Annotated in this window: 24 protein-coding genes; 12 read left to right on the plus strand and 12 right to left on the minus strand. The window is 57.1% G+C overall.

The annotated features are described in order from the left end of the window. Nucleotides 1–6: 6 nt before the first annotated feature. From ACR0AJ_RS02865 to ACR0AJ_RS02875, 3 genes are all read left to right on the plus strand, one after another. Complete coding sequence (locus ACR0AJ_RS02865; protein ID WP_480740030.1) at nt 7–1,305, plus strand: capsule biosynthesis protein; 1,299 nt, start codon at nt 7–9, stop codon at nt 1,303–1,305. A gap of 92 nt (nt 1,306–1,397) precedes the next feature. Beyond that, nucleotides 1,398–2,528 (plus strand): polysaccharide biosynthesis/export family protein, encoded by a 1,131-nt coding sequence (locus tag ACR0AJ_RS02870; RefSeq protein WP_170504924.1) that lies wholly within the window; start codon nt 1,398–1,400, stop codon nt 2,526–2,528. Then, entirely contained in the window at nt 2,528–4,528 is a 2,001-nt protein-coding gene (locus tag ACR0AJ_RS02875) for a capsular polysaccharide biosynthesis protein (protein WP_480740032.1), read from the plus strand. Before ACR0AJ_RS02870 ends, ACR0AJ_RS02875 begins: the two co-directional genes overlap by 1 nt. On the opposite strand, the gene ribD is transcribed toward ACR0AJ_RS02875, so the two are convergent. From ribD to ACR0AJ_RS02905, 6 genes are all read right to left on the minus strand, one after another. After that, on the minus strand, nt 4,525–5,625 hold the full coding sequence (gene ribD / locus ACR0AJ_RS02880) for a bifunctional diaminohydroxyphosphoribosylaminopyrimidine deaminase/5-amino-6-(5-phosphoribosylamino)uracil reductase RibD (protein ID WP_480646263.1): 1,101 nt from the start codon (nt 5,623–5,625) through the stop codon (nt 4,525–4,527). The two genes, ACR0AJ_RS02875 and ribD, sit on opposite strands and share 4 nt — an antisense overlap. After that, entirely contained in the window at nt 5,622–6,092 is a 471-nt protein-coding gene (nrdR, locus tag ACR0AJ_RS02885; RefSeq protein WP_005983889.1) for a transcriptional regulator NrdR, read from the minus strand. The genes ribD and nrdR overlap by 4 nt, the downstream gene beginning before the upstream one ends. Nucleotides 6,093–6,213: 121 nt before the next feature. Next, nucleotides 6,214–6,627 carry a secondary thiamine-phosphate synthase enzyme YjbQ gene (locus tag ACR0AJ_RS02890; RefSeq protein WP_170348257.1) on the minus strand — a complete coding sequence of 138 codons (414 nt, stop codon included), beginning with the start codon at nt 6,625–6,627 and terminating at the stop codon, nt 6,214–6,216. A gap of 18 nt (nt 6,628–6,645) precedes the next feature. After that, complete coding sequence (locus ACR0AJ_RS02895; protein WP_170348256.1) at nt 6,646–7,047, minus strand: hypothetical protein; 402 nt, start codon at nt 7,045–7,047, stop codon at nt 6,646–6,648. Between the two features lie 78 nt (nt 7,048–7,125). Then, nucleotides 7,126–7,674: a DUF4166 domain-containing protein gene (locus tag ACR0AJ_RS02900; protein ID WP_170348255.1), complete on the minus strand. Its 549-nt coding sequence runs from the start codon at nt 7,672–7,674 to the stop codon at nt 7,126–7,128. Continuing rightward, complete coding sequence (locus ACR0AJ_RS02905) at nt 7,675–8,112, minus strand: thiol-disulfide oxidoreductase DCC family protein (RefSeq protein ID WP_170374718.1); 438 nt, start codon at nt 8,110–8,112, stop codon at nt 7,675–7,677. It abuts the gene before it with no gap. A gap of 323 nt (nt 8,113–8,435) precedes the next feature. Between ACR0AJ_RS02905 and ACR0AJ_RS02910 the strand changes: the two genes are divergently transcribed. After that, nucleotides 8,436–9,440: a helix-turn-helix domain-containing protein gene (locus ACR0AJ_RS02910; RefSeq protein ID WP_170348253.1), complete on the plus strand. Its 1,005-nt coding sequence runs from the start codon at nt 8,436–8,438 to the stop codon at nt 9,438–9,440. 201 nt (nt 9,441–9,641) lie between these two features. Here the strand turns inward: ACR0AJ_RS02910 and rpoD are convergent, their stop codons facing one another. From rpoD to ACR0AJ_RS02930, 4 genes are all read right to left on the minus strand, one after another. Then, complete coding sequence (rpoD, locus tag ACR0AJ_RS02915; RefSeq protein WP_170348252.1) at nt 9,642–11,630, minus strand: RNA polymerase sigma factor RpoD; 1,989 nt, start codon at nt 11,628–11,630, stop codon at nt 9,642–9,644. A 114-nt stretch (nt 11,631–11,744) separates the two neighbouring features. After that, nucleotides 11,745–13,694, minus strand: coding sequence for a DNA primase (gene dnaG / locus ACR0AJ_RS02920; RefSeq protein WP_480740035.1), 1,950 nt, complete (start codon nt 13,692–13,694; stop codon nt 11,745–11,747). Between the two features lie 80 nt (nt 13,695–13,774). Continuing rightward, complete coding sequence (locus ACR0AJ_RS02925; protein WP_170357791.1) at nt 13,775–14,071, minus strand: hypothetical protein; 297 nt, start codon at nt 14,069–14,071, stop codon at nt 13,775–13,777. A gap of 149 nt (nt 14,072–14,220) precedes the next feature. Beyond that, complete coding sequence (locus tag ACR0AJ_RS02930; protein ID WP_170374714.1) at nt 14,221–15,651, minus strand: Glu/Leu/Phe/Val family dehydrogenase; 1,431 nt, start codon at nt 15,649–15,651, stop codon at nt 14,221–14,223. A gap of 327 nt (nt 15,652–15,978) precedes the next feature. Between ACR0AJ_RS02930 and ACR0AJ_RS02935 the strand changes: the two genes are divergently transcribed. The 3 genes from ACR0AJ_RS02935 to ACR0AJ_RS02945 are packed head-to-tail and all read left to right on the plus strand — an operon-like array spanning nt 15,979 to nt 18,780. Further along, nucleotides 15,979–17,661, plus strand: a complete 1,683-nt coding sequence (locus ACR0AJ_RS02935; RefSeq protein ID WP_170357787.1) for a TadE/TadG family type IV pilus assembly protein — start codon at nt 15,979–15,981, stop codon at nt 17,659–17,661. After that, a complete protein-coding gene (locus tag ACR0AJ_RS02940; RefSeq protein ID WP_170348247.1) occupies nt 17,658–18,188 on the plus strand; it encodes a TadE/TadG family type IV pilus assembly protein in 531 nt (176 codons plus the stop codon). The genes ACR0AJ_RS02935 and ACR0AJ_RS02940 overlap by 4 nt, the downstream gene beginning before the upstream one ends. Nucleotides 18,189–18,192: 4 nt before the next feature. After that, nucleotides 18,193–18,780: a TadE/TadG family type IV pilus assembly protein gene (locus ACR0AJ_RS02945; RefSeq protein WP_170348246.1), complete on the plus strand. Its 588-nt coding sequence runs from the start codon at nt 18,193–18,195 to the stop codon at nt 18,778–18,780. Here ACR0AJ_RS02945 and ACR0AJ_RS02950 read toward each other — a convergent pair. Beyond that, complete coding sequence (locus tag ACR0AJ_RS02950) at nt 18,743–19,234, minus strand: hypothetical protein (RefSeq protein ID WP_226688621.1); 492 nt, start codon at nt 19,232–19,234, stop codon at nt 18,743–18,745. The genes ACR0AJ_RS02945 and ACR0AJ_RS02950 overlap by 38 nt on opposite strands. A 147-nt stretch (nt 19,235–19,381) precedes the next feature. Between ACR0AJ_RS02950 and ACR0AJ_RS02955 the strand changes: the two genes are divergently transcribed. Beyond that, nucleotides 19,382–20,293, plus strand: coding sequence for a pirin family protein (locus ACR0AJ_RS02955; protein WP_480740038.1), 912 nt, complete (start codon nt 19,382–19,384; stop codon nt 20,291–20,293). Here ACR0AJ_RS02955 and ACR0AJ_RS02960 read toward each other — a convergent pair. After that, nucleotides 20,290–20,877, minus strand: coding sequence for a TetR/AcrR family transcriptional regulator (locus ACR0AJ_RS02960; protein WP_170357779.1), 588 nt, complete (start codon nt 20,875–20,877; stop codon nt 20,290–20,292). The two genes, ACR0AJ_RS02955 and ACR0AJ_RS02960, sit on opposite strands and share 4 nt — an antisense overlap. A gap of 99 nt (nt 20,878–20,976) precedes the next feature. Here ACR0AJ_RS02960 and ACR0AJ_RS02965 point away from each other — a divergent pair, with 99 nt between their 5' ends. The 4 genes from ACR0AJ_RS02965 (at nt 20,977) to recJ (ending at nt 25,529) form a co-directional block, all read left to right on the plus strand. Continuing rightward, nucleotides 20,977–21,225 carry a hypothetical protein gene (locus ACR0AJ_RS02965; protein ID WP_170348242.1) on the plus strand — a complete coding sequence of 83 codons (249 nt, stop codon included), beginning with the start codon at nt 20,977–20,979 and terminating at the stop codon, nt 21,223–21,225. 127 nt (nt 21,226–21,352) lie between these two features. Then, nucleotides 21,353–22,639: a homoserine dehydrogenase gene (locus ACR0AJ_RS02970; protein WP_480740040.1), complete on the plus strand. Its 1,287-nt coding sequence runs from the start codon at nt 21,353–21,355 to the stop codon at nt 22,637–22,639. Nucleotides 22,640–22,709: 70 nt separating this feature from the next. Beyond that, on the plus strand, nt 22,710–23,693 hold the full coding sequence (glpX, locus tag ACR0AJ_RS02975) for a class II fructose-bisphosphatase (RefSeq protein WP_170393480.1): 984 nt from the start codon (nt 22,710–22,712) through the stop codon (nt 23,691–23,693). 93 nt (nt 23,694–23,786) lie between these two features. Further along, nucleotides 23,787–25,529: a single-stranded-DNA-specific exonuclease RecJ gene (gene recJ, locus ACR0AJ_RS02980; RefSeq protein ID WP_226688624.1), complete on the plus strand. Its 1,743-nt coding sequence runs from the start codon at nt 23,787–23,789 to the stop codon at nt 25,527–25,529. Nucleotides 25,530–25,603: the final 74 nt, after the last annotated feature.

A 25,603-nucleotide genomic window follows, 5' to 3' on the forward strand; every position in this document is an offset into this window, starting at 1 on the left:
GTAGTGATGTCACCCGAAGCCAAAGGCCTGAACCGCCGTGTTTTCCTGTTTTTGCAGGGACCGCATGGCCCGTTTTTCAACGGGCTCGGGCGTATGCTGCGCTCTACGGGGGCCGAGGTTTGGCGCGTGGGGTTCAACGCCGGGGATCAGGCGTTCTGGTTTGACAAGGCCTCGTACATCCCATTCCTCGACACGCCCGAGCTTTGGCCGGACAGGTTGTCTGAGTTGATCGCAGATCGCGAAATCACGGATATTGTCCTGTACGGCGACACGCGCCCAATTCACGCCAGCGCCATTAAGATTGCCCAAGCCAACGGTGTCACTGTTCACGTGTTTGAGGAAGGTTACCTACGCCCCTGGTGGGTAACGTATGAGCGGTTCGGCTCAAACGGAAACTCACACCTGATGTCTTTGGGCGTCGATCAAATGCGACATGCACTGAATCAGTCGACAGCGCAGACACCACCGCCACCTTCGCATTGGGGGGATATGCGGCAGCACATCTTTTATGGGGCGCTCTATCATTGGTTTGTATTGTTTCGGAACCGACGTTATCGAAACTTCCAGCGGCATCGCGACCTACCTGTATCAAAGGAATTTGGCTTGTATTTCAAACGGCTGGCACTGATGCCGTTTCACCGGCTTCAGCGCCGCTGGGCCACAGCGCGCGTTCTGGGGGGCAGTCACCCTTACCATCTGGCGCTGCTGCAACTGGGGCATGACAGCTCGGTTCAATCCCATTCGGACTATTCCTGCATGTCCGACTTTCTTGCGGATGTAATCCGTGGTTTTGCCAACGGCGCGCCCGCGCATCATCGGTTGGTGGTGAAAGAACATCCGCTGGAAAACCACCGCGAACCACTACGCCACCGTGTGTATGCGCTGGCTCAAGCGCATGGAATTGCGGATCGCGTGCATTATGTGCCCGGCGGCAAGCTCGCCAAGCTTCTGGATGGTGCGAGTTCTGCCGTGACGATCAATTCTACTGCCGGGCAGCAGGTTTTGTGGCGTGGCATCCCGCTGCGCATCTTTGGCAAATCGGTCTATGACAAACCCGAATTTGTATCGCGCCAACCATTGGCGGCGTTCTTTGCGGACCCGATGCCCCCGGATCAGGATGCCTATCAGACCTATCGCCGGTTTTTGTTGAAAACGAGTCAGGTGCCCGGAGGATTCTATTCCCGCCGGGGCCGCAGGCAGCTTTTGCGTGGCGTGGCGGATATGATGCTGAACGCCGCAGACCCCTATCAATCCGTCCTGTCCCACAAAGAGGCGCAGACGCCACAGTTAAAGCTTGTTGAGTAAAACTGGCCGGTTGGCGCTAGAAGTTATCGCGCGAACCGGGTAGCCTGCGCCCAACAAAAGACCATAACAAAAACGACCGAGGATTACCGGCAGTGCAGCGCTTTCCAATCCGATGGATACGGGGGATATCCCTTGTGACCGCAATTGGCCTGTTGGCCGGGTGTCAACTTCCGAAATCAGGGCCCAACAAGTCTGAAATTTTGGCGGGCTCCACGGAAAAAGGTGGCAATGCTTTTGTGGTCGAAGTTGATGACCGCGTCGCAAAGGCCACTTCGGCCATCCCTCAATACGGGTTTTCGTCCTCTTTCCGCAGTGCGCAACGCCTGGCGGCAGACACTGTTCGCCCCGGTGACGTCCTTGGCTTGACGGTTTGGGAAAACGTCGATGACGGCTTGCTGTCCGGTGAAATAAGCTCCTCCACTATCCTAGAACAGATACAGGTCGACAGCGACGGTTTCATCTTTGTGCCGTATGCCGGACGCATCCGGGCCTCGGGCAACACGCCCGAGCAACTGCGCCAACTGATCACCAACGAATTGCAGGAACAAACACCTGATCCGCAAGTCGAAGTCCGCCGTGTGGCGGGGGATGGTGCTACAGTATCACTCAGCGGTGAGATTGGGGCAGCGGGCATTTATCCAATCGAACGGCCAAGCCGTACCCTGTCCGGAATGCTGTCGCAGGCCGGCGGCGTTGTCGTGGGTTCGGACATCGCGCTGGTGACGCTGATCCGCGGAAATGACCGCGGGACGGTGTGGTATGACGATCTGGTGCGCAATCCCCAGTTGGACGTCGCGCTGCGCGGCGGAGACCGCATTCTGGTCGAAGCTGACAGCCGGTCCTACATCGCGCTTGGGGCCACCGGACAGTCGCGCGTGGCGTTCGACACACAAGACCTTTCGGCGCTTGAAGCTCTAGCACAGGTGGGCGGTTTGCAATCCCTGTCCTCGGACCCGACCGGTATTTTCGTACTACGTAAGGAACGGCAGGACATCGCGCGCAACGTCATGGGGCGCCAGGATCTGCAGGGCGATCAGCGCATGATCTATCTGTTGAACCTGACCGCGCCCAATGGATTGTTCGTCGCTCGGGACTTCGTCATCCGTGACGACGACACGATCTATGTGACCGAAGCCCCGTATGCGCAGTGGAGCAAATCGATCTCTCTGATCGCTGGTGGCCTGACACCGGTTGCAAACGTCGCCACGCTGACGGGCGGCTGATGCAACTTGACCCAACAGCCGGGGCACAACGGACCCGGTTGCTTGTCTATAACGGTGGTTTCCTGACCCAACGCCGCATACGGCGCATCCTACACTTCAATGGTTACGACATCCGGCTGGGTCTTCCCCGCGACGGAGACGTAGTGGGTGTTTGGGGCAACAGCCCAACTGCGCATCGCGGCTTTAGCATCGCGGCCCGACACAACGCACCGATTCTGCGTGTCGAAGACGCCTTTTTGCGCTCGTTACATCCAGGGCGGACGGGTGAGCCGCCGCTGGGTCTGTTGCTTGATCGGTCGGGGGTTCATTTCGATCCTGCGCAGCCTTCGGATCTTGAAACCCTACTGGCCACGCATCCGCTGGACGATACCGCCCTGCTGAATCGGGCCCGGTATGGGACCGAAAGGATGCGCGAATTGCACCTCAGCAAGTATTCTGCCGTCGATCCCACCCTGCCCCCACCTGAACCAGGTTATGTTCTAGTGGTCGATCAGGCGCGAGATGATGCCTCGGTCACGGCCAGCGAGGGTGATGACGCACGCTTCCGCGAGATGCTGGTCATGGCACAAGAGGAAAACCCCGGTGCCCGTGTCCTGATCAAGACACATCCCGAAACCGCTGCCGGATATCGCAGCGGGTATTACTCGGATCAAGATATGACCGACCGGGTTTCGTTTGTAACCGAGCCCATCAGCCCATGGACTCTGCTAGAGGGTGCGGTCGGCGTCTACACCCTGTCATCGCAGTTGGGCTTTGAGGCTATAATGGCTGGCCACAAGCCGCGTGTCTTTGGCCAGCCCTTCTATGCCGGATGGGGGCTGACACAGGATGAGGTCTATTTCCCTCGCCGCCAGCGCAACCTGACCCGGGCACAGTTATTTGCCGCAGCAATGATCCTCTATCCTACATGGTACGACCCATACCGGGATCAGCTGTGCGAGTTGGAAACTGTGCTGGACACGCTCGAGGCGCAAACGAGGGCGTGGCGTCAGGATCATAAGGGGTGGACAGCCTCCGGCATGCGGCTGTGGAAGCGCAAACACCTGCAAGAGATGTTCGGTCGCGAAAAGAAGATTCGCTTCACTCCGACCCCGCCCGAAACACCCGACTGCCCGCATATGGTTTGGGCCAACCACGCCCGCGATGCGGAAGGCGCGATCAGGATCGAGGACGGTTTTCTGAGGTCCCGCGGGCTTGGCGCCAATCTGGTGCCGCCCCTGTCTTTGGCAACGGACGATCTGGGCATCTACTACGACCCGACACATCCAAGCCGGTTGGAGGAATTGATCACCGCACGTGAAACCCTGCGCCCGGATCAGGAATTGCGGGCCGAACGGTTGGTGGCGCAGATCGTTTCGGGCCAACTCAGCAAATACAATACCGGCGGAGCGCCCCCGGAACTGCCCGAAGGGCATCGCATTCTGGTTCCGGGTCAGGTCGAGGATGATGCCTCAATCCTGCTTGGCACTACGACTGTCCGCACAAACACCGACTTGCTGAGGGCCGCGCGTGAGGCGAACCCAAATGCGATCCTGATCTATAAGCCGCATCCTGATGTCGAGGCCGGACTGCGCGAAGGGTCGATTGACGCCGAAAGTCTCGCCGACGTGATCGCCACAGACACTGATCCAGCCGCGCTGCTTGCACAAACACAAGAAGTCTGGACGATGACCTCTTTGCTTGGGTTCGAGGCCCTATTGCGCGGGGTCCGTGTGACCACGCTTGGGGCCCCGTTTTATGCTGGGTGGGGGTTGACGAACGATCTGGGAACGGTACCGGCGCGACGTGGCGCAAGACCGTCCATCTTGGGTTTGGTTCATGCCGCGTTGATCGATTATCCACGATACCACGATCCGCTTACCGGATTGCCCTGCCCCGTCGAGGTCGCGTTGCAACGCCTGACAGAGGGCAATGAACGCAAGGGCGGTTTTTCTCTGCGCTTGTTATCGAAACTGCAAGGCGCGCTTGCCACGCACGCTCGCCTATGGCGTCGCCGCTAACGCAGCGCCCTCGCCCAGCGATGCAAAACATCCGGCCCGATGGCGCGGGTTTCGATCAGGTCAAACCGGGGGGCGGCGTCCAACTTGTCCAGCCCCATTGATCCAATGGCGGGCAAGCCTTCGGCACCAATTGTCAGCCCCGCGCTAAAGCCCACCAGCTCATCCACCAGATCATCGGCCAGCAAGGACGCCGCAAGCGCCGACCCACCTTCGCAGAAAACGCGCGTCAACCCGGCCTGGCCAAGTTGTTGTAACAGGTCAGCGGCATCTATGTGATGTTCCTGCAGCGCACAGGGGATCAGACGTGCGCCCAGCCCCTCCCACGCGCGGGCCCGATCGGCATCCGGGGACGGACCATGGCATAACCAAACCGGTATCTCAGCAGCCGTACGTGCCAATTGCCCCATCAGCGGAATATCCATGTGGCGTGACACTACCACTCGCACTGGCTGCGCCTCGACCCCCAGATCGCGAACAGTCAGAGACGGATCATCAGCCCTCGCTGTCCCTGCTCCGACTATCACCGCATCATGACGCGCGCGCATCGCGTGGACCGCCCGCCGCGCTTTCGGTCCCGTAATCCACTTGCTGTGACCGGTCGACGTCGCAATGCGCCCGTCAAAACTGCTGGCCAGTTTGAGCGTCACAAACGGGCGCCCCTGTTCGGTCTTCAGGAAAAACCCCGCGTGATCACGTGCGGCTTGTTCCGCCAAAACACCGGTGGTGACCTCAATCCCAGCCTCGCGCAACATGGCAAACCCCTGCCCTGCGACGCGCGGATCGCTATCCTCAATCGCGGAAACCACCCGCGACACACCTGCCTTGATCAGCGCCTCGGCGCATGGCGGTGTTTGACCGTGATGAGAACAAGGTTCCAGTGAGACATACGCAGTTGCGCCTCGCGCGGCCTCGCCCGCTTGGGCCAACGCTTGGGTTTCACCATGCGGTCGACCACCGGGTTGGGTCCAGCCACGCCCGACGATCCGACCGTCGCGCACGATAACACACCCTACCGCAGGGTTGGGCCAACACGTGCCCTGACCGCGCTGCCCCAATGACAAGGCCAGCGCCATATATCGCTTATCTGTTTCGCTCACTCGTCCGTCGAAGGCTGCGGCGGGCGCAGTTCGTGGACAAACTCCTCGAAGTCATCGGCCGCCTGGAAATTCTTGTATACACTCGCAAAGCGAACATAAGCCACGGTGTCGATCCGCGCCAGAGCTTCCATAACGATCTCACCGATCTTGCTGGACGGGATATCGGTTTCACCCATGCTTTCCAGACGGCGGACAATGCCCGAAATCATCTGGTCGATCCGGTCAGGATCAATGGGGCGTTTCTGCATCGAAATGCGGATCGAACGTTCCAGCTTATCCCGGTCGAAATCCTCTCGTTTTCCGTTGGTTTTGATCACCACCAGATCGCGCAATTGTACACGTTCATATGTGGTAAAACGCCCCCCACAAGCGGGACAAAACCGACGTCTGCGGATCGCGACGTGATCCTCTGCCGGGCGTGAATCTTTGACCTGAGTGTCGATATTACCGCAAAACGGGCAGCGCATTCGCCCTCTCCTCGTCCCTTGTTCCGCTTCTTATTGTAAGCGCAGTGGCTTAGTTATCCACAACTATAGGGCAGCCGCTAGGATTTGGGTAGTCGGAAATTTTAACCGCTAGATCATGAATCTACGCGAAATGCGCCGCAACCTTTCGGTGATGCGGCGCAGTTCGATGTTCAAACAGATATATACCCTGCCAAGTGCCCAGAACGGGTTGTCCGGACACCACAGGAATCGACAGGGAAACCGGCAAAAGCGCGGCTTTGATATGGGCTGGCATATCATCGGGACCTTCATAGGTGTGCCGCAGATACGCCATCGACGGGTGATCCGACGGCGGCACCAGCCGATCGAAGAACGCACGCAAATCCGCCTGCACTTCGGGGTCCGCGTTTTCCTGAATGACCAGCGAACAAGAGGTGTGCCGCACGAACAGTGTCAGCAACCCATCCCCCCCGACTGAGTTCAGCCAGTCACGCACATCCGGAGTGAACTCATAAAGTCCGGGACCCCGCGCTGAAATTAAAAACTCGGTCTTCATTAGGTGGACAGGCCTGTATTAGTCAAAGATTGGCCGAGCAGTACACCGGCCATTGGCGGCCGAAACTGACATACTGAAACCCGGCTGAAACCCCGCCGAGAAAACACCACTGCTTTGCTGCTGAACGGTCTCCGGTGCCGTAAGCGAAAACTGCACGGCTGTTCTGCGCCCCGTGGCTTCACTTGGACCATAACCGCGTTTGACATAAATCCGCTGTTGCCAGCTGGCGCCCAGTGTTCTGCGTGCAAAATCTGAAGCGGCACACCAATACCCGTCTATATCGGTCCGTCCGCGCGGGATCACCTCAAAGACTGTGTTGCTAAGCGCTACGGTCTGATAGCCAAACCGAGCGAACGTCGCCGATGCCGGCGTGGTCAACACCAACGCCGCGAATACCGCGTAAGTCATAACCTTTTTCATAATCACACTCTTTCCTGTTTCGAGGTAGGTATTGACCTAGTGTACTCTAAATTCAAACAAAGCCGGTTCACGATGAATTCAATCCGGGTCCATCTGTACGTGAACAAGTTTCAACCAGCCGCTATACCGGATCAATACCCCAAGGCCCGGCACTTTGGCCGAGACATCAAAGCAAAAATCCCCTGTTTCGCTCTGCCATTCTACGGTTGATGAGCGTGGCAGCAAAAATGCCGGGCAACGAAGACCCAAAATGCTCAGGCCCCGGATGTGGATCAACAGGTGTTCAGCTTCGACCTCGGGTTCCAGCCACAGCGTCAGCCAGCCCAGCTTTTCACGAACGCAATCTGCGCCGTGATCAAATGTCAGGAGGGATCGAGTCGTGTGGCCATCAAAATCACGTACCCACTGCCATGTGTCATCGTCACGGTCTATCCGAACTTGCACCGGTATGTCGTTGGCGCTTCGAGGAAACCGTCCGAGGTGCAAAGCAAGCCTGATCAGCCACCCTCGTCCCTCGACAATATCGCACCGTCCCGCGTAGTGACCTGTGTTGGAATGCAACTGCTGAAGGGCCAAGGGCACTTCTACCCCGGCAGGAAGGGATTGCAAAAACGGATCGGGTTCCACTCAAAATCCCTCGGGCAAAAAACGGGATCGCAGTGCGGCATCCGGGATCATACAGGTCGGATTGCGTCCGAATATCTTGTACCTGTTACGTGCAATGGCATGATACAGCGGGTCTTTGATCCAACTGGGCAGGAACCTACAAAAAGACAAGATCGGCCAAATCCCCGGCAGCGCGCCCATCGCCGCGGCGAAGGCATCCAGACGTTGATGTACATTGCCGTTCACGATCACCAGGTTGGTTTCAAAATCCTGCATGGGCAATCCAAGCTCTTGGTACAGCCTTTGCCCTAGCGGCGATTGCGCCGTTGCGAATTTAAAACGCTGCGCTTTATCCCTCATCGTCATGAATTGAAAAAAACCTGAACACAGAACACATTCCCCATCAAAAACAATGGCATCCTGAGCATCCACCAATTCTGAGACGGCAAAGTTTGGCATATCTGTTGCGCCCGTTAGCTTTCCTACCCGCACCCTTTCACCATGGTCCGGACCGGGCAATGCGACATGAGGCCGTCTGCTTCAAACGCGTGAATGTGCCGGGGAGCCACCGGTTTTGGTGGTTTTTTATCCAGGGCTCTGACCTCATCCCCACAAGGTGCTAACCCGACAACGGACGGGAAATACAAAATGTCTGACCTTGGGTCTTGTGTTTGCCGGCCAAAACCATTCGAATTCCAGACATTGAAGCAATACATGGGATCGACAAACGCCCAATACGCAACAACGGCATTAAACCCGATTGAAAACACGGTGGAACAGCCATGGAAGTTGATATCGCCCGCATTCAGTTATTGACCAAAGCGCTTGATCAACGAACAAACGGCGCCGAAGCATCTGACCGTATACTGGAAAAGTGTAAACTCTCACGGGATAGAATTGCAGCGCCGACCACAACGTGCAGCGCCCATCAAGAAGCCCTGTTTGCACGCTATGCCTGCGATACCGTCGGAGATATTACCTTTGCCGCGCAGACCGGGTTGCAGTTTTCTTCGTCCTCTAGCCTGACGGCGTATATCAGTAAGTATTCGCGCGACCTGCGGCAGGTGATCGAGAACACCTCGCGCTTTCATATGTTCATCGACCCGGCCATAGCCTTTGCACTGCGCCTTGCCGGAAACTTTGCCACTATTGAGGCCGAATGGAAGGATGCCAGTTTTGCCCGGTATCACCGCCGGACCGAATTCCTCATGTTCGCCGGATTGGCCCGCATGCGCACCCTGACGCAATCGAATTTCCGTCCCATTGAGATACGGTTTCAGCACGAGGTTGGGAGAAACAGCGATAAATTTCAAATACTTGCAGGGTTTCCCGTTGTTTTCGGTGCAGAGAGACTGGAAATCGTCTTTGCCGTATCCTCGTTGGATTTGCCGGTTCCGACCTACGATTCAAACCTGCGCTTGCATCTTCTGGAATATGGTGAACGTGTCCTGGCAGAGCGACGCTCGCCCAAGCAAAAACTGCGCGCACAGGTCGAAGGGCTGATTACCCGCTCGCTGCCCGGCACTGTCATTCACGCCGATGAGGCCGCCGCAAATCTTGGGATGAGTCCGCGTACCTTCACGCGGCGGCTCAAGGACGAAGGGGCAACCTATCGCGATATCGTTGACGATCTTAGATGCGATCTGGCGCAAACCTTTATCACCAACGGCATGGCGCTGTCCGAGATTGCCTATTCGTTGGGCTACGCCGATCAACCGGCCTTTTCGACCGCTTTCAAACGCTGGACCGGTCAGGCCCCCAGCACTTTCCGCAGTCGTCTGGATTAATCGGATGCGCTATATGGCAAGTGGCCGGGGGTCATCAGCCGCAAAGCCTCACCCCGGCCTGTCCCATGAGTGGACAATGCGGATATAAATAGGTGCAGGGGTCTTGCCTTGTGACTTCCCGCCAATTTGATCTTTCCAATGGACAATGTGAAAGCGCGTGGGGTGAAAGAAAAAAGGCGCCACTCTCGGGGCGCCTTGGTTTTATTGATCCAGGAAAGACCGCAGTTTTCGCGACCGGCTGGGATGTTTCAGCTTGCGCAATGCTTTCGCTTCGATCTGACGGATACGTTCGCGGGTCACACTGAACTGTTGACCGACCTCTTCCAGCGTATGGTCGGTGTTCATGCCGATGCCAAAACGCATCCGCAGCACCCGCTCTTCGCGCGGGGTGAGCGAGGCAAGAACCCGTGTCGTCGTTTCCTTGAGGTTTTCCTGAATGGCGCTGTCCAGCGGCAGCACGGCATTCTTGTCCTCGATGAAATCGCCCAGTTGGCTGTCTTCTTCGTCGCCAATCGGCGTCTCAAGGCTGATCGGCTCTTTGGCGATCTTCATCACCTTGCGAACCTTTTCCAGCGGCATTTGCAGCTTTTCAGCCAGTTCTTCTGGCGTCGGCTCGCGCCCGATCTCGTGCAGCATCTGACGGCCGGTCCGAACCAGCTTGTTGATCGTCTCGATCATGTGGACCGGAATACGGATTGTACGGGCCTGATCCGCAATTGAGCGCGTGATCGCCTGACGAATCCACCAGGTCGCATAGGTCGAGAACTTATAGCCGCGGCGGTATTCGAACTTGTCTACCGCCTTCATCAGGCCGATGTTACCTTCCTGAATAAGATCAAGGAATTGCAGGCCGCGGTTCGTGTACTTTTTGGCAATCGAAATCACCAGACGCAGGTTTGCCTCGACCATTTCCTTCTTGGCCTGCCGCGCCTCTTTTTCACCCTTCTGAACTTGCTGCACGATGCGGCGGAATTCGGGGATATCCAGACCGACATATTGCCCGACCTGAGCCATATCGTTGCGCAGTTCCTCGACTTTGGCAGTCGAGCGTTCGATGAACATCTGCCAACCCCGACCGGGTTTTTCAGCCATCTCGGCCAGCCAGTTCGGGTCCAGTTCACGGCCACGATAAGCGTCGATAAACTCGCGACGATTGATACGGGCTTGGTCCGCCAGCTTCACCATCGCGCTGTCCAGCGACATGATACGACGGTTGATACCGTAAAGCTGGTCGATCAGCGCTTCGATACGGTTGTTGTGCAGGTGAAGACCGTTCACCAGTTCAACAATCTCGGCCCGTAGCTTTTGATAGGTCTCTTCGTCCTTGGCGCTGAACGTGCCATCTTCGTTCAGCGTGGCCGAAATCCGGCTGTCCTGCATTTCCGAAAGCATCGCGAAATCGGTCGAGATTCGCTCCAGCGTGGTCAGCACCTGATCTTTCAGGGCCGCTTCCATCGCGGCCAGAGACATGTTGGCCTGATCATCTTCGTCATCATCGTCATCATTGGCGATCGGATTGCCATCCGCGTCCAGTTCCGGTCCGCTGTCCTTGGCTGGCTTTGCCGCCTGTACGGCTGACGTGTCGACGACCGGTTCTTCGACATCGCCGTCTTCGTCCAACTGGTTGCCAAATGTGGCCTCCAGGTCAATGACGTCACGCAGCAGAATGTCTTCGGACAACAATTCGTCGTGCCAGATGGTAATCGCCTGGAAGGTCAGCGGGCTTTCGCACAGACCGGCGATCATGGTGTTGCGACCGGCCTCGATCCGCTTGGCGATCGCAATCTCGCCCTCACGGCTTAGCAGTTCGACGCTGCCCATCTCGCGCAGATACATGCGCACGGGGTCGTCAGTGCGGTCCAGCTTTTCCGTTGCAGCACCGGACAACGCAACCTCACGGTTGCTTTCCGTGGTGGTCAGTTCGGTCGAGCCTTTGTTCTCTTCCTCTTCGGCCTCTTCATCTTCGATGATGTTGATGCCCATTTCGGACAGCATCGACATAACGTCTTCGATCTGTTCCGAGCTGACCTGGTCAGGCGGCAGCACCTGATTGAGCTGGTCGTAGGTGATGTAACCTTTCTCGCGGGCCTCGGCGATCATCTTCTTGACGTTGGCCTGGCTCATGTCCAACGAGATTTCCTGTTCCTGCTCGTCGGATTTGCGGTCTTCGTTCGTATCCTTGGCGGCCATTCAATGCTCCTGCAGGGATGGGTGATTCGTTTCAACCGAATCATTAGCGCGTAGAAGTGATTCGGCCACCCGTTTACCTGTTTTTCTTTTCCAGTGCCTTACGAAAACACCACTTCACCGGCGTTTCCGTTCAAAATTGATGCCCGACATGATTGCCTTGAACGCATCTTTCTCGTCGCGGTTGATCCGCGCGCCATTGTCGGCGATGTCGAAAACGGCCCTGTCCTCGTTCTGGCTGCGGCTTGTGCGGTTGCGTTCTTCGGCGGCTTGCGCCAATCGGTACGTCAACGCCTCATCGGCCAGATCGGACAGTTCCTCTGCAGCTTCGGCAATCTCAGCATCCAACCCCCGGAGCGCTTTGATCTTTGCGAGTTCCTCGGCCAGCGTCATCTCGGCCTTTTCAACGTCGCCTGGTTTGTACACACAAGGGATTACTGCGACATGGCGAAGGGCCAGCAGGTTTTCAAGGGCTTGGGGCCCCAAAGTTTCGGCAATGTGGTCTTTCAGGTTGTCAGGATCATCAATCGCGTGCCGCAGGATCGCATGGCGCAGGGCTGCATGGTCGGAATCGCGGCACTCCATATCCTCCAATTGATGCTCAAACTGCACAACGACTTCGGGGTTAAGCGCAGCAATTGCAAGAATAGCCGCTTCGCGCAGTTGAATCTCGGCACCTTCGGACGAAGCCAAAAACGATGCCCGCGCGTCAGGCGTTGCTGGCTGTTTCTGCGGTTGCCACTTGCCCCGAGGTTGCCATTGGCGGTTCCCAGATTGCCGCTGCGGGCGGAACAATTGCCACCGCAGATCCTTAATCTCTTGCCCGTAATGAGAGCGGATCGAAGGGTCACGGATCAGTTTGATCTTGTCCCTCAGCACCTTATCCAAAGCTGCCTTACGTTCCGGGCTGTCAAAGACCTTGCCTTCGGTTTCGCGCTGCCACAGCAATTTGACCATCGGAATGGCCCCATCCAGCACGGCCTGCACCGCCCCTGCCCCTTCGGCACGCAACAGATCGTCGGGGTCCTTGCCTTCGGGCATCAGGGCAAAGCGCAGGGATTTCCCGGTCTCCAGCAACGGCAGAGCCAGATCAACCGCCCGCATGGCGGCCCGCAGACCCGCCGTATCGCCATCCAGTGCAATGATCGGCTCGTCCGAGATACGCCATAGCAATTGCAACTGATGCTCGGTAATCGCGGTACCTAGCGGCGCGACCGAGGCGCCAAACCCGGCCTCAGCCAACGCAATCACGTCCATGTACCCTTCGGCCACGACCAAGGGCAGCCCTTTGCCCGCAGACTGCCGTGCGGGCCCGTGGTTATAGAGGCTGCGTCCCTTGTCGAACAACTCAGTCTCAGGCGAGTTCAGATATTTGGCGTTGTCGGCCGGGTCCATCGCCCGCCCGCCAAAGGCGATGCAACGCCCGCGCGGATCGCGGATCGGGAACATGATACGGTTGCGGAACGTATCATAAGGCTTTTTGCCCTTGTTCGACGGTTTGGCCAAACCTGCACCAAGGATCAGATCCTCAGCCACGTTCTTTCCGCACAGATGATCCCAGAGCGATTGCCAGCCGTCAGGGGCAAAACCAATTTCCCACCGCTCCAACGCCTGCACATCCAGCCCGCGATTGGCCAGGTAGTCACGCGCTGCTCCCCCTGCCCCGGTCTTGAGCTGCAATCGGAAGAACTGCACTGCCTGCTCCATGACACCGGCCAGTTGCGACCGGCGATCCTGTTTTTCCTGTGCTTTGGGATCGCGCGCAGGCATCGGCATTCCGACCTCACGCGCCAGAATCTCAACCGCTTCGATGAACGATACATTCTCGGTTTCTTTCACAAAGCTGATCGCATCGCCTTTGGCATGGCAACCAAAGCAGTAGTAGAACCCCTTTTGATCATCGACGTGGAAAGAGGCGGTCTTTTCATGATGAAACGGGCACGGTGCCCACATGTCACCCTTGCCCTGATTGGACTTGCGCGCATCCCACATGACCTTACGCCCAACGACCTGAGACAAGCTCAGCCGGGTGCGCAGTTCATCCAGAAATCCGGGGGACAGTGACATGGGTTAAACTTGACAGAAACAGGAACGCGCGCCAAGGGTATGACGCGCGTTTGTCCACAGGGAAATGATGGTGCTGTGGATTATTGCTGCAAACACAGCTCAAGCCACGCGGCGCCCAGATCCTTTTTGCGCACGTCGCGCATCTTTTGCTCGTAAACCCAGGGGGCGATCAACGGAATGGCCGCGTTGTAGTTCTCGGGCCAGGTCGGGCTTGTATCAGCCACCGCCTGCGGTACGTCGCGCTCCTTGACCCTGTCCAGACGCGCCTTTTGGATTGCCGCAACGACATCAGCCTGATACTGGCAGCTTTGTTCTTTGGTTTCCTCAGCAGCCAGAGGTGTGGCCAACAAAAGGGCCGCGATGGCGGTACGCAACATGGGGATCTCCCGGAATCGTTTCTTTCGCGGCAGCTTACCTGTCAGGCGCACTGCCTGCCATCTTCCTTTTCACCGCTTGCGGTCAATTTAGGTCGAACAGCAACAGGGGCAATCGGATCGTGGCCCGACCGCCCCTGTAATGCAAAGGATCAAAGCCCTTTGGCGCGGTAGCTTTTCGAGACGCGATCAATGGCTACGATATAAGCCGCCGTCCGCAAATCTTCGACATCATCACGGCTGTGCCAGACCTCGCGCATGGATTGGTAGGCAATGCGCATCGTGTCATCGAGGCCGGAACGAACCAATTCCAGCTCATCCGCACCTTTGAGGTATTTGGCCTTAAAGTCCGGGGACATCGACCACGCATCGCCCAGATACCGATCCAGCCGCTCCAACTCGCTGACGATCAACTCGTGGCGCGCTTCTTCCTGACGACGCTGCATCCGGCCAAAGCGGATATGGCTGAGGTTTTTCACCCATTCAAAGTAAGACACCGTCACACCGCCGGCATTCGCGTACATGTCCGGAATGATCACGGTGCCTTTTTTGCGCAGGATTTCATCCGCACCCGCCGTCACAGGACCATTCGCCGCCTCGATGATCAAGGGTGCCTTGATCCGTTCGGCGTTGGCTAGGTTGATGACACCTTCAAGGGCCGCCGGAATGAGGATGTCGCAGTCTGCTTCCAGAACCTCGGCACCTTCGGCAGAATGCGTTGCATCCGGATAGTCGCTAACACCGCCATGCTTGACGATCCACTGCCGGACCGATTCAACGTCAATCCCGTCGGGATTATAGAGCGCACCATCCCATTCAACGATACCGACAATACGAGAGCCGTCCTCTTCACTCAGGAACTTTGCGGCGTGATATCCCACGTTGCCCAACCCCTGCACGACAACGCGTTTGCCGTCCAGCTTGCCGGACAGGCCTGCCTTCTGCACGTCCTCAGGGTGGCGGAAGAACTCACGCAATGCGTATTGAATGCCCCGCCCTGTGGCTTCGACACGTCCGGCGATACCACCGGCATTCAGCGGCTTGCCGGTGACACAGGCACGCGCATTGATATCGGTTGTGTTCATTCGTGCGAACTGGTCCGCAATCCACGCCATCTCGCGCTCGCCCGTGCCCATATCGGGCGCAGGCACGTTCTGAGACGGGTTGATCAGATCGCGCTTGGCCAATTCATAAGCAAAACGCCGCGTGATCTGTTCCAACTCATGTTCTTCATACTGCCGGGGATCAATGCACAAGCCACCTTTCGAGCCGCCAAACGGTGTCTCAACCAATGCACACTTGTAAGTCATGAGTGCCGCCAGAGCTTCGACTTCGTCCTGGTTCACGGCCAGAGCATAGCGAATACCGCCCTTGACCGGCTCCATATGCTCAGAGTGAACCGACCGATATCCGGTGAAAGTATGAATCTCACCCCGCAGGCGAACGCCGAAACGCACGGTGTAGGTCGCATTGCAGACCCGGATTTTCTCCTCCAACCCCGGAGGCAGGTCCATCAGGGACGCTGCCCTGTTGAACATAAGGTCCACACTCTCGCGAAAGCTGGGTTCTTTAATGGCCGTCATTTAATCCTCCGTGCCAGCGAACGGTTTACGTTCTGACGTTTTGTCGCACCCATTGGGTAAACGATCAATAATTAAGCAGAAATAAAACTCGAAAAACGCATCAAAAATACTGTGACGGTCGCTGAGTCGCCCAATTCGGCACCCGACTTCGAAATTGTCGCCCAACCGAAGACAGAAGCGCCCATCGCCCGCGAATTATCCCGCTTTTGCTTGTAAATCAGTCAAGTCAGCAGCTTTTTCGCCTAAATCCCGCCACGATTCGGCGTTAATTTTTGAGAGTTAATATTTCCTTAGCAGTTTGGATGTCTGCTCAGCGAGGTCATCAAGATGAATAAGCGCGTATTTCAAAGCGGCTCAAAGAGATCTGAAAAAAAGGCTTCGGTCGCCCGCCGTTTCGCCAAAGACGAAGGTGGTGCGGTATTCACGCTTTTTGTGCTTATCGGCCTTCTGATGATGTTTGCGACAACCGGTCTGGGCGTCGACATCATGAAGTTCGAGCGCGAAAGAGCGACGATGCAAGCAACGTTGGATCGCGCTGTCCTTGCTGCTGCCAACTTGGATCAAGTTGATGTAGACCCCAAGCTGGTGGCTGAAGAGTACATCAAGAAATCTGGGTTGGGTGACGTCAACTACGACATCGAGGTCATTGAAGGCATCGGATCTCGGAAAGTGATCGCGTCGGCAGATAAAACCGTCACAACAAACTTCATGAGGTTTGTGTACATCGACACTTTGACCGCCTCAGCGACAAGTACCGCGGAAGAATCTGTTGGTTCTGTTGAAATTTCCCTAGTTCTGGACATGTCCGGTTCGATGACTCGGGCATCCGCCACGGAAGGCCGATCCAAAATTGCGGTTCTGCGCGATGCGGCTAAAAGTTTCGTGGACACAATGTATGAGAAAGAAAATCCGGATAAGATTTCAATCTCGATCATCCCTTACGCCACGCAAGTGAACGCGGGCGAGGATATTCTGGGCAAGTTCACAAACGTAACAAATGAACACAATTACTCGCATTGCCTGAACTTTAGCTCATCAGATTTCCGGCAGGCTGCTTTGGACCCAACCGCCTCGTTTGACCGCACCGCCCATTTTGATCGCTATCGGACAAGCAGAACGCAATGGGAAGAACCCAGGTATCTTACTTGCCCAACGCGGGACGGTAGTGAAATCACCGCTCATACAAACGATATCGATAAATTGCATGACCGGATCGACGATCTTACGGCGCAGGGCAACACTTCGATCGACATCGGCGTAAAGTGGGGCATGGCGTTGCTGGACCCCGATTTTCAGGACATCATAAATGACTTGTCGGCACAGAGAGTCAGCTCGTCTTCGACCGAGACCATTGTTCCTGCTACTTTCGGTGACCGTCCGAAAAACTATGAAGACGATGTAGAAAAAATTCTCATTGTGTTTACCGATGGCGAAAATACCTCACAATACAGGCTGGAAGAAGATCTGCGTGACGGGAATTCGGATGTCTGGTTCAACGCTGGTTACACGCATTGGGACGGCAAAGTAGGTGAATACAGCGTCAGAATTACGGAACCTGGCGTAGAACCGCCCGTTTATTATTGGTCCCGTCAGCAGGAATACCGTAACCACCGTCATGGCGATCAAGAGGATGGTGATGCCATTCGCCTGACTTATCCTGAATTGTTCAACCGTGCGTCTCTGCGCTGGAACGCCGAAAACAACTACCGCTTTGACAGCAATCGTATCAACAACTGGTATTACGGTGCATATAACTCTATCGGTTCGTCCACTAAAAATATTCGCACCTCGGATATTTGTGCGGCCGCTAAAAATAAGGGTGTGATCGTCTACGGCATTGCCTTCGAAGCACCTGCAGTCGGCGTGACCACCATCGAGGATTGCGCCAGCAGCCCCAGCACAGTTTATGCAGTCAACAGCGATGGGACGTTGGGCAGCGCCAATCTGACCCTTCAACAGGTGTTCGAATCCATCGCTGCTTCGATCAAACAATTGAAGTTGACGCAATGACCCGTGGGTTTCTGAAAAATATACTACGGTTCAGACGGTCCGAGAAAGGCGGGTTGGCGGTTGAGTTCGTCATCCTGTTCCCCTTGTACCTCGTCGTCATACTGTGCGCCGTGGAATATGCACTGGTTTCCGTAAAACAAGTTATGCTGGAACGTGCTGTCGATATGGTTGTCCGTGATATTCGCCTTGGGACCGGATCAGGGCCCACGCACGATCAAATCAAGGATGCAATTTGCGAAAGATCCCTCGTAATTGACGATTGCACGAGTAACTTGCAGCTGGAAATGATCCGTCAGAGCGCCTTCACTGGCGTCACGCTGCCTGTGTCACCGGACTGTACGGACCGTGCGGAACCGACAAAACCCGTTCGGGAATTCACGAATGGTCCGGCAAATGAGCTGATGATCTTGCGCGCTTGCGCACAGATTGATCCGGTTTTCCCCGGATCAGACATGGCAGTCGCCTTAGTCAGTGACGATGGTGTGATCTCTCTAACTTCAACGACCGCTTTTGTTCAGGAGCCTTGATACAATGCGTTTTCTTACTAGAATCCGACAGTATCTGAGAAGCTCCGCACGGCGTGAGAGCGGGAGCCTCACCCTGGAGTCCCTGCTGTTATTCCCGATCTTCGTTATGACGATCTCGCTGACCTACACGTTCTTTGACGGCTTTCGCCAAAGCACTTTGAACGTGAAAGCCGCGTATACGGTAAGCGATCTGCTCTCGCGGGAAAAAGACACTGTTACTGACACTTACATCGAGTCCATGCACACCCTGATGCAACGGATGGTAAACAGCACCGCCGAGATGAGATTGCGTGTGTCATTCATCCGGTATTTCGAAAACGGTGGCGACGACTACTACGATGTGGAATGGTCAACAACCTGCGGATTTCCCGGGATATGGGACAACGGCAATATCGACAGGTTGCGCGACCGACTTCCACCCATGGCCGACCTAGAGCCGATGATTATCGTGGAATCGTCAAACGATTATGAATGGACAGTCAAGCCCGCCTGGCTGGATACCGACTATCAATTCGAGAACTACATCTTCACGCGTCCGCGCTTCGAAAATCAGATTATTGGGGTTGTTTCTCAACAGGGCTGCCAGTCGTAACCAGAGCCTGCAGTATTTCGCACATAAACTTGGTTTCGGCGGCCGTTGTTACCCCGCCGACACCCACCCGGCGTCCCAATCGCCACCACAGGCCAGGCGCCCAGCTATTTTCGGCACTTTGCCGTGTCTTTAGAAGAAACCCGTTTGAGGGTTTGAACGCAAAGACACCCCGGTCAATGCTCTCGATATCTTCGACTTTGGCGATCAGCCGCCCTGCCCCGGTTCTGAGTTCGGTTTGCGTCAACTCGATCGCATCATCGGTCGCGAACCACATTCGGTAGGCCAACCAGAAAGACGCACCACCCACCACAAGCAGGAAAACCAGCCATATCGGTTCGGATGGATGCGACAACGCGACATACAGAACAAGCACACCGACACAGCCCAACATTCCGGTGCCCAGCCAACGTCTGGCGATTGAGGGCCTGATGGTGGCCAAAACCTCTTGTTGCATGTGACTCCCCGATATTTTCGCCACGGTTTAACGGTTTTGTTCCGGGAAGGACAGAGGGGTAGATTTCCGCACAGCACCCGTTCTTTTCTGCTGATTGACCGGACCTGCGCTTATCATACATGCAAACCAAAGCTATTGGAGGTCACAATGTCCCTACGACCAGTTTTGGAAACCCGCAAATCCACACCAACGCTTGAGGGCGCGGGCGTAAAATTGCACCGCGCGTTTGGGTTTCAGGACCCATCTGAACTGGACCCATTCCTGCTGTTTGACGACTTTCGCAATGAGAACCCGCAGGATTATCAAGCGGGTTTCCCATGGCACCCTCATCGTGGAATCGAAACGATCACCTATGTTCTGGCTGGCACAGTTGACCACTCGGACTCATTGGGCAACAGCGGGACATTGGGCGCCGGAGATGTGCAGTGGATGACAGCCGGGTCTGGGATTTTGCATCAGGAAATGCCGACGGGTAACGCCGCTGGCCAAATGCATGGTTTCCAGTTGTGGGGCAACCTGCCGTCGGCACAGAAAATGACTGCGCCGCGCTATCAGGACGTGCAAAGCAAGGACATCCCGGAAATCACCGATGATGACGGAACAACTGTGCGTGTGATTGTAGGAGAGTTCTGGGGCAAGACCGGCCCGGTCGATGGGATCGCAGCCGACCCGCAATATCTGGACATTCAGATCCCCGCAGGGGTCAAGAAAACATTCCGGATAGATACCTATCGCAGGGCCTTCGCATATGTGTTTGAAGGTCAGGCTGCCTTTGCCGACGCGTCGCATCCTAGTGGCGTCCTGCTGGAAAAAGAGGTTGCAGGGCAAGAAGTTAACATTCGGGACATGTCCGGTGATCGAACCCTTGTGCGCTTTGGCAGCGGCGATGAGATCACGGTGCAGGCCGGCCCTGAGGGTGTGCGATTCCTTTTGATCTCAGGGGCACCGATTGCCGAACCTGTGGCTTGGCACGGCCCCATTGTCATGAACACACGGTCCGAATTGGAACAGGCCTTTCGCGAATTGCGTAATGGCACGTTCATTCGACCGGCACACTAGATCGAGACCGATCTACGCACCATGTCCCAATAGACCTGCTCAACTTCGTCCAGCGACAAACGCCCTCCGGCGCGATACCAAGTCATCACCCCGTTCAGCATGGCAATGACGGCGAGGGTGGCGATCTTGGTATCCGCGATATCGAACACCCCGCCCTGCTGCCCGCTGCGCAAGATGGTCTCTAGCGCGTTTTCATAGCTGCGGCGCAAGGCCTCGATTTCCGAGAAGTTTTCCGGTGTCAGGTTGCGCAATTCCATATAGGCAATGAACACCTCATCTGGGCGCTCCAGGTGAAAGCGGATATGAAACCCTACGAACTGGCGCAACGCCTCGGACGCATCGGCAGGATGGTCAAGGTCGTCATAAGCCAAAAGCAGCTCTTGCATGTGTTCGTGCATCAGACGGTATAGCAGGCTTTGTTTATCCGGCGTGTAGTTATACAGAGCCCCTGCCTGCACCCCGACCTCGGACGCGATCTGGCGCATCGAAACGGCCGCATAGCCGTGACGGGCGAACAAACCCAGCGCCGCCTTGCGGATGCGTGGGCCGGTAATATCGGAATGTGATCCTTGCGTACGTGCCATTCCCACACAGTATCTGAACGTTTGTTCAGATAGAACCCCGCTTGAACCAAGTCACTAAAAGGTGCATCACAGTTTCAGTTGATGTTGAAAGAGTTCTGCATGAAACCCCTGCCTTTGCTGATACTGATGCTCGCATGTGCCGGATGCACCGATATTCCAGAATTGGAAGGGCGCGAGTTGCCGGAGCTGGAGTCGGCACGCTATCCTAAGCTTATCCCGCTGCAGGAAAAACTGGGCCCCGCCGTTGATCCGGTGAACGAGGCCGCCGTGGTCGAAGAAGACTTGATCGCGCGGCGTGAGGAACTTGAGAAAAAGTCAGAAGAACTCCAGAACGCGGAAATCAACTAAGCCCCTACGATTCAGCCCCGTCCGGGACCAGGACGCATTGCACCCTAGCGCTGAACCCGCTAAGGCAGCGCTGAACGGGCAAAAGGCCCGAAACCACGGAAATTTCGAGCGGAAAGGAACCCACGGGATGACACAGGCGCTGCGGCTGGGAATTGCGGGCTTGGGAACGGTTGGCGTGGGTGTCGTAAAGATCATCCGCCGCCACGCAGACCTGCTGCAGGCGCGCACGGGCCGATCTGTCGAGATCGTTGCCGTTTCGGCGCGCGATGCGAATAAGGATCGCGGTGTGAACCTGTCGGACTACGCCTGGGAAACCGATCCCGTGGCGTTGGCGAAGCGCAATGACATCGATGTGTTTGTCGAACTGATCGGCGGCGAAAACGGCCCGGCCAAAGCCTCGGTCGAGGCGGCGCTGGCCACTGGCAAGGACGTGGTGACCGCCAATAAGGCGCTGCTGGCGATCCACGGTCAGGACCTAGCCGAAAAGGCCGAAGCAGCTGGTCGTGTCATCCGGTTCGAGGCCGCCGTTGCAGGCGGTATCCCGGTGATCAAGTCGCTGACCGAAGGGCTGGCCGGAAATGAGATCACCCGCGTCATGGGCGTGATGAACGGAACCTGCAATTATATCCTGACCCGCATGCAATCGCAGGAGCTGGGCTATAACGCGCTGTTCGAAGAATGCGCGCAGCTTGGGTACCTTGAGGCCGATCCGAACCTGGACGTTGGCGGCATCGACGCGGCGCATAAGCTGGCGTTGTTGTCTTCGATCGCTTTTGGCACCAAGCCGAACTTCGATGGAATCCAGATCGAAGGCATTCAGCAGATCACCCTGGAAGACATTCATCAAGCCGCCGATATGGGCTATCGCATCAAACTGCTGGGCGTCGCGCAACGCTCGGCCCGTGGTTTGGAACAGCGTATGCAGCCGTGCCTTGTGCCCAGCAGCTCGCCCTTGGGGCAGTTGGAAGGCGGCACAAACATGGTGGTGATCGAGGGCGACGCGGTCGAGCAAGTCGTGCTGCGCGGCCCCGGAGCTGGCGAAGGCCCTACGGCAAGCGCAGTGATGGGCGATGTCTGCGATCTGGCACGCGGGCTGCAAATCCCGACCTTTGGTCGCCCCGCAACCTCGTTGCAAGATGCCAAGCCTGCGGTGACCGGACTGCCCGCCCCCTATTATCTGCGGCTTGCCCTCTTCGATAAACCTGGAGCGCTGGCCAAAGTGGCGGCTATTCTGGGCGATGCAGGTGTTTCAATCGACCGGATGCGCCAATACGGGCATACGGAAAGCACCGCTCCGGTTCTGATCGTCACCCACAAAACCACGCGCGCCACGCTGGACGTTGCCCTGAAAGGGCTACGGGACACCGATGTGGTGGCGGATGAGCCAGTTGCATTGCGCATCGAAGAGGTTTGACCCTTGCGGCCTGCCCAAGACGCAGGCTATGCCGAAGAAAACGCCGATACTGACCTGAGGATAGTGAAAAATGAGTGCTGCCAAGATTGATTTCAACGACCGACTGTTGTCTCTGGGCCTTGCGCGGGTCGCAGAACAGGCCGCACTGGCGTCCGCCTCTCTGGTTGGGCGTGGCGACGAAAAAGCCGCCGATCAGGCAGCAGTAAACGCCATGCGCGAACAGCTGAACCTGCTGGATATCGCGGGTGTGGTTGTTATCGGCGAAGGTGAACGCGACGAAGCGCCGATGCTGTATATCGGCGAAGAAGTCGGCACCGGAAACGGACCTGGTGTGGATATCGCGCTGGACCCGCTGGAAGGCACCACCTTGACCGCCAAGGACATGCCAAATGCGCTGACCGTGATCGCCATGGGCCCGCGCGGCTCGATGTTGCATGCACCGGACGTTTACATGGACAAGCTGGCCATTGGTCCGGGGTTCCCCGAAGGTGTGGTCAATCTGGACATGTCGCCCCGCGAACGGGTCGAAGCACTGGCCAAGGCCAAGGGTTGTGAGCCTGCCGATATCACCGTCTGCATTCTGGAGCGTCCCCGTCACGAAGCGATGATCGCTGAAGTCCGTGAAACCGGCGCCTCGATCCGCCTGATCACCGATGGTGACGTGGCCGGTGTCATGCACTGTGCCGAAAGCGAAGAGACCGGCATCGACATGTATATGGGTTCGGGTGGCGCGCCCGAAGGCGTTCTGGCTGCTGCTGCGCTTAAATGCATGGGCGGGCAGATCTTTGGCCGCCTGTTGTTCCGCAACGATGACGAACGCGGCCGCGCCGCCAAGGCAGGCATCACCGATCTGGATCGCGTTTATTCCCGCGACGAAATGGTCACCGCCGACGTGATTTTTGCTGCCACCGGTGTCACCGGCGGTTCGCTGTTGCCGCGCATCAAGCGCGAACCCGGCTGGGTCGAAACCACCACGCTGCTGATGCGGTCGAAAACCGGCTCGGTCCGCCGCATGTCGTATCGCACGCCGATGTGGCCCCACGACAAAGCGTGATGGCTTGCGCTATTGCCTTCGGCAAGAGTATTTGGAAAAAGATGAAGAGGCCGGATCCGAGAGGGTCCGGCCTTGGCGCATAAGAGGCACACCATGAGTTATCTTGGGGTTGAGCAGTCACTATCCGGGCGACGTTGGGTCGGCCCAGCGCCCGACCTTGAGCGGGCCGCGGAAATGCTGATCCAACAGGCCGGTCTGCCCCGCGCGGTGTGTCAGGTTCTGGCGCGACGCGGCGTCTCTGCTATGGAGGCGTCCGGGTTTCTGGAACCCAAACTGAAAGAACTGCTGCCTGACCCGCGCGACATGAAGGATATGGAAAAAGCCGCAATGCGATTCCTGTCAGCGGTCACGAACAATGAGCGGATCGCAGTGTTCGCGGACTATGACGTAGATGGCGCCAGTTCTGCGGCTTTGCTGCTGGTTTGGCTGCGGCAGATGGGCCGGCAGGCTACTTTGTACGTGCCCGACCGAATTGACGAGGGCTATGGCCCCAACGTGCCCGCGATGCAGGAACTGGCCGCCACGCATGACCTGATCATCTGCGTCGATTGTGGCACGCTGAGTCACGAACCGATTGCAGCCGCCAAGGGCGCGGATGTGATCGTGTTGGATCACCACTTGGGCGGCGAAACTCTGCCCGATTGTGCCGCCGTGGTGAACCCTAACCGGCAGGATGAAAGCGGCGATCTGGGCTTTCTCTGCGCCGCCGGTGTCGTGTTTCTGATGCTAATCGAAGCCGGACGTCAACTGCGTGAGACAGGTGTAAAGGGGCCTGACTTGATTGGTCTGCTGGATCTCGTGGCGCTGGCGACCGTGGCTGATGTGGCCCCGCTAATCGGGGCAAACCGGGCGCTTGTGCGACAAGGCCTGAAGGTTATGGCCCAACGGCAAAGGCCCGGTCTTGTGGCGCTGTCGGATATGGCGCGCATGGATTCAGCGCCTAACAGCTATCACCTGGGGTTTCTGCTGGGTCCGCGCGTTAATGCGGGTGGGCGCATTGGTCAGGCAGATTTGGGCGCGCGGTTGCTTAGCACAGAATCGATGCATGAGGCGCAGGCGCTCTCGCAACGCTTGGATGAATTGAACACCGAGCGTCGTGACATCGAAAACGCTGTACGTGCCGCAGCGTTAGAGCAAGCCGAGGAACGTGGTCTGGATGCGCCGCTTGTTTGGGCTGCGGGTGAAGGCTGGCACCCTGGTGTGGTCGGCATCGTGGCCTCACGCCTGAAGGAAAACGCCAACCGCCCCGCGATTGTCATCGGTTTCGACGGGGATGAGGGCAAAGGCTCGGGCCGTTCGATCTCGGGCGTTGATCTGGGTGCGTCGATCCAGCGGCTAGCGGCCGAAGGGTTATTGGTGAAGGGTGGCGGCCACAAGATGGCGGCGGGGCTGACCGTGATGCGCGACCAGTTGGAACCTGCCATGGCGCGGCTCAGCGAATTGCTGGCCAAGCAAGGCGCGGGTGAAGGCGGTCCGGCCGATTTGAAACTAGACGGCACCCTGATGCCTGGTGCAGCCACTATTGATCTGATCGAACAGATCGAAAAGGCAGGTCCGTTCGGGGCCAGCGCCCCTGCCCCGCGATATGCGCTGCCGGACCTGCAGGTGCGTTTTGCCAAACGCGTTGGTGAATCCCATCTGAAACTGTCCCTGTCCGACGGTGTTGGCGGCGGTCTGGATGCCATTGCCTTTGGGGCCTTTGACGGTCCGATGGGCGAAAAGCTGTCAAATCACGGCGGCGCACGCTTTCATTTCGCCGGACGGCTGGAAGTGAACACGTGGGGTGGACGTCAAAGTGTGCAACTTCGGCTGGAAGACGCAGCAGAGGCCATTTAAGCCCGATTTCAGGCCTTGGAAAAAACTTTCACGTCCTTGCATTTTTCGGCTTGCGGGGGTCCGGGCGAAACCGT

Source organism: Ruegeria sp. CJ9 (genome assembly GCF_056536625.1).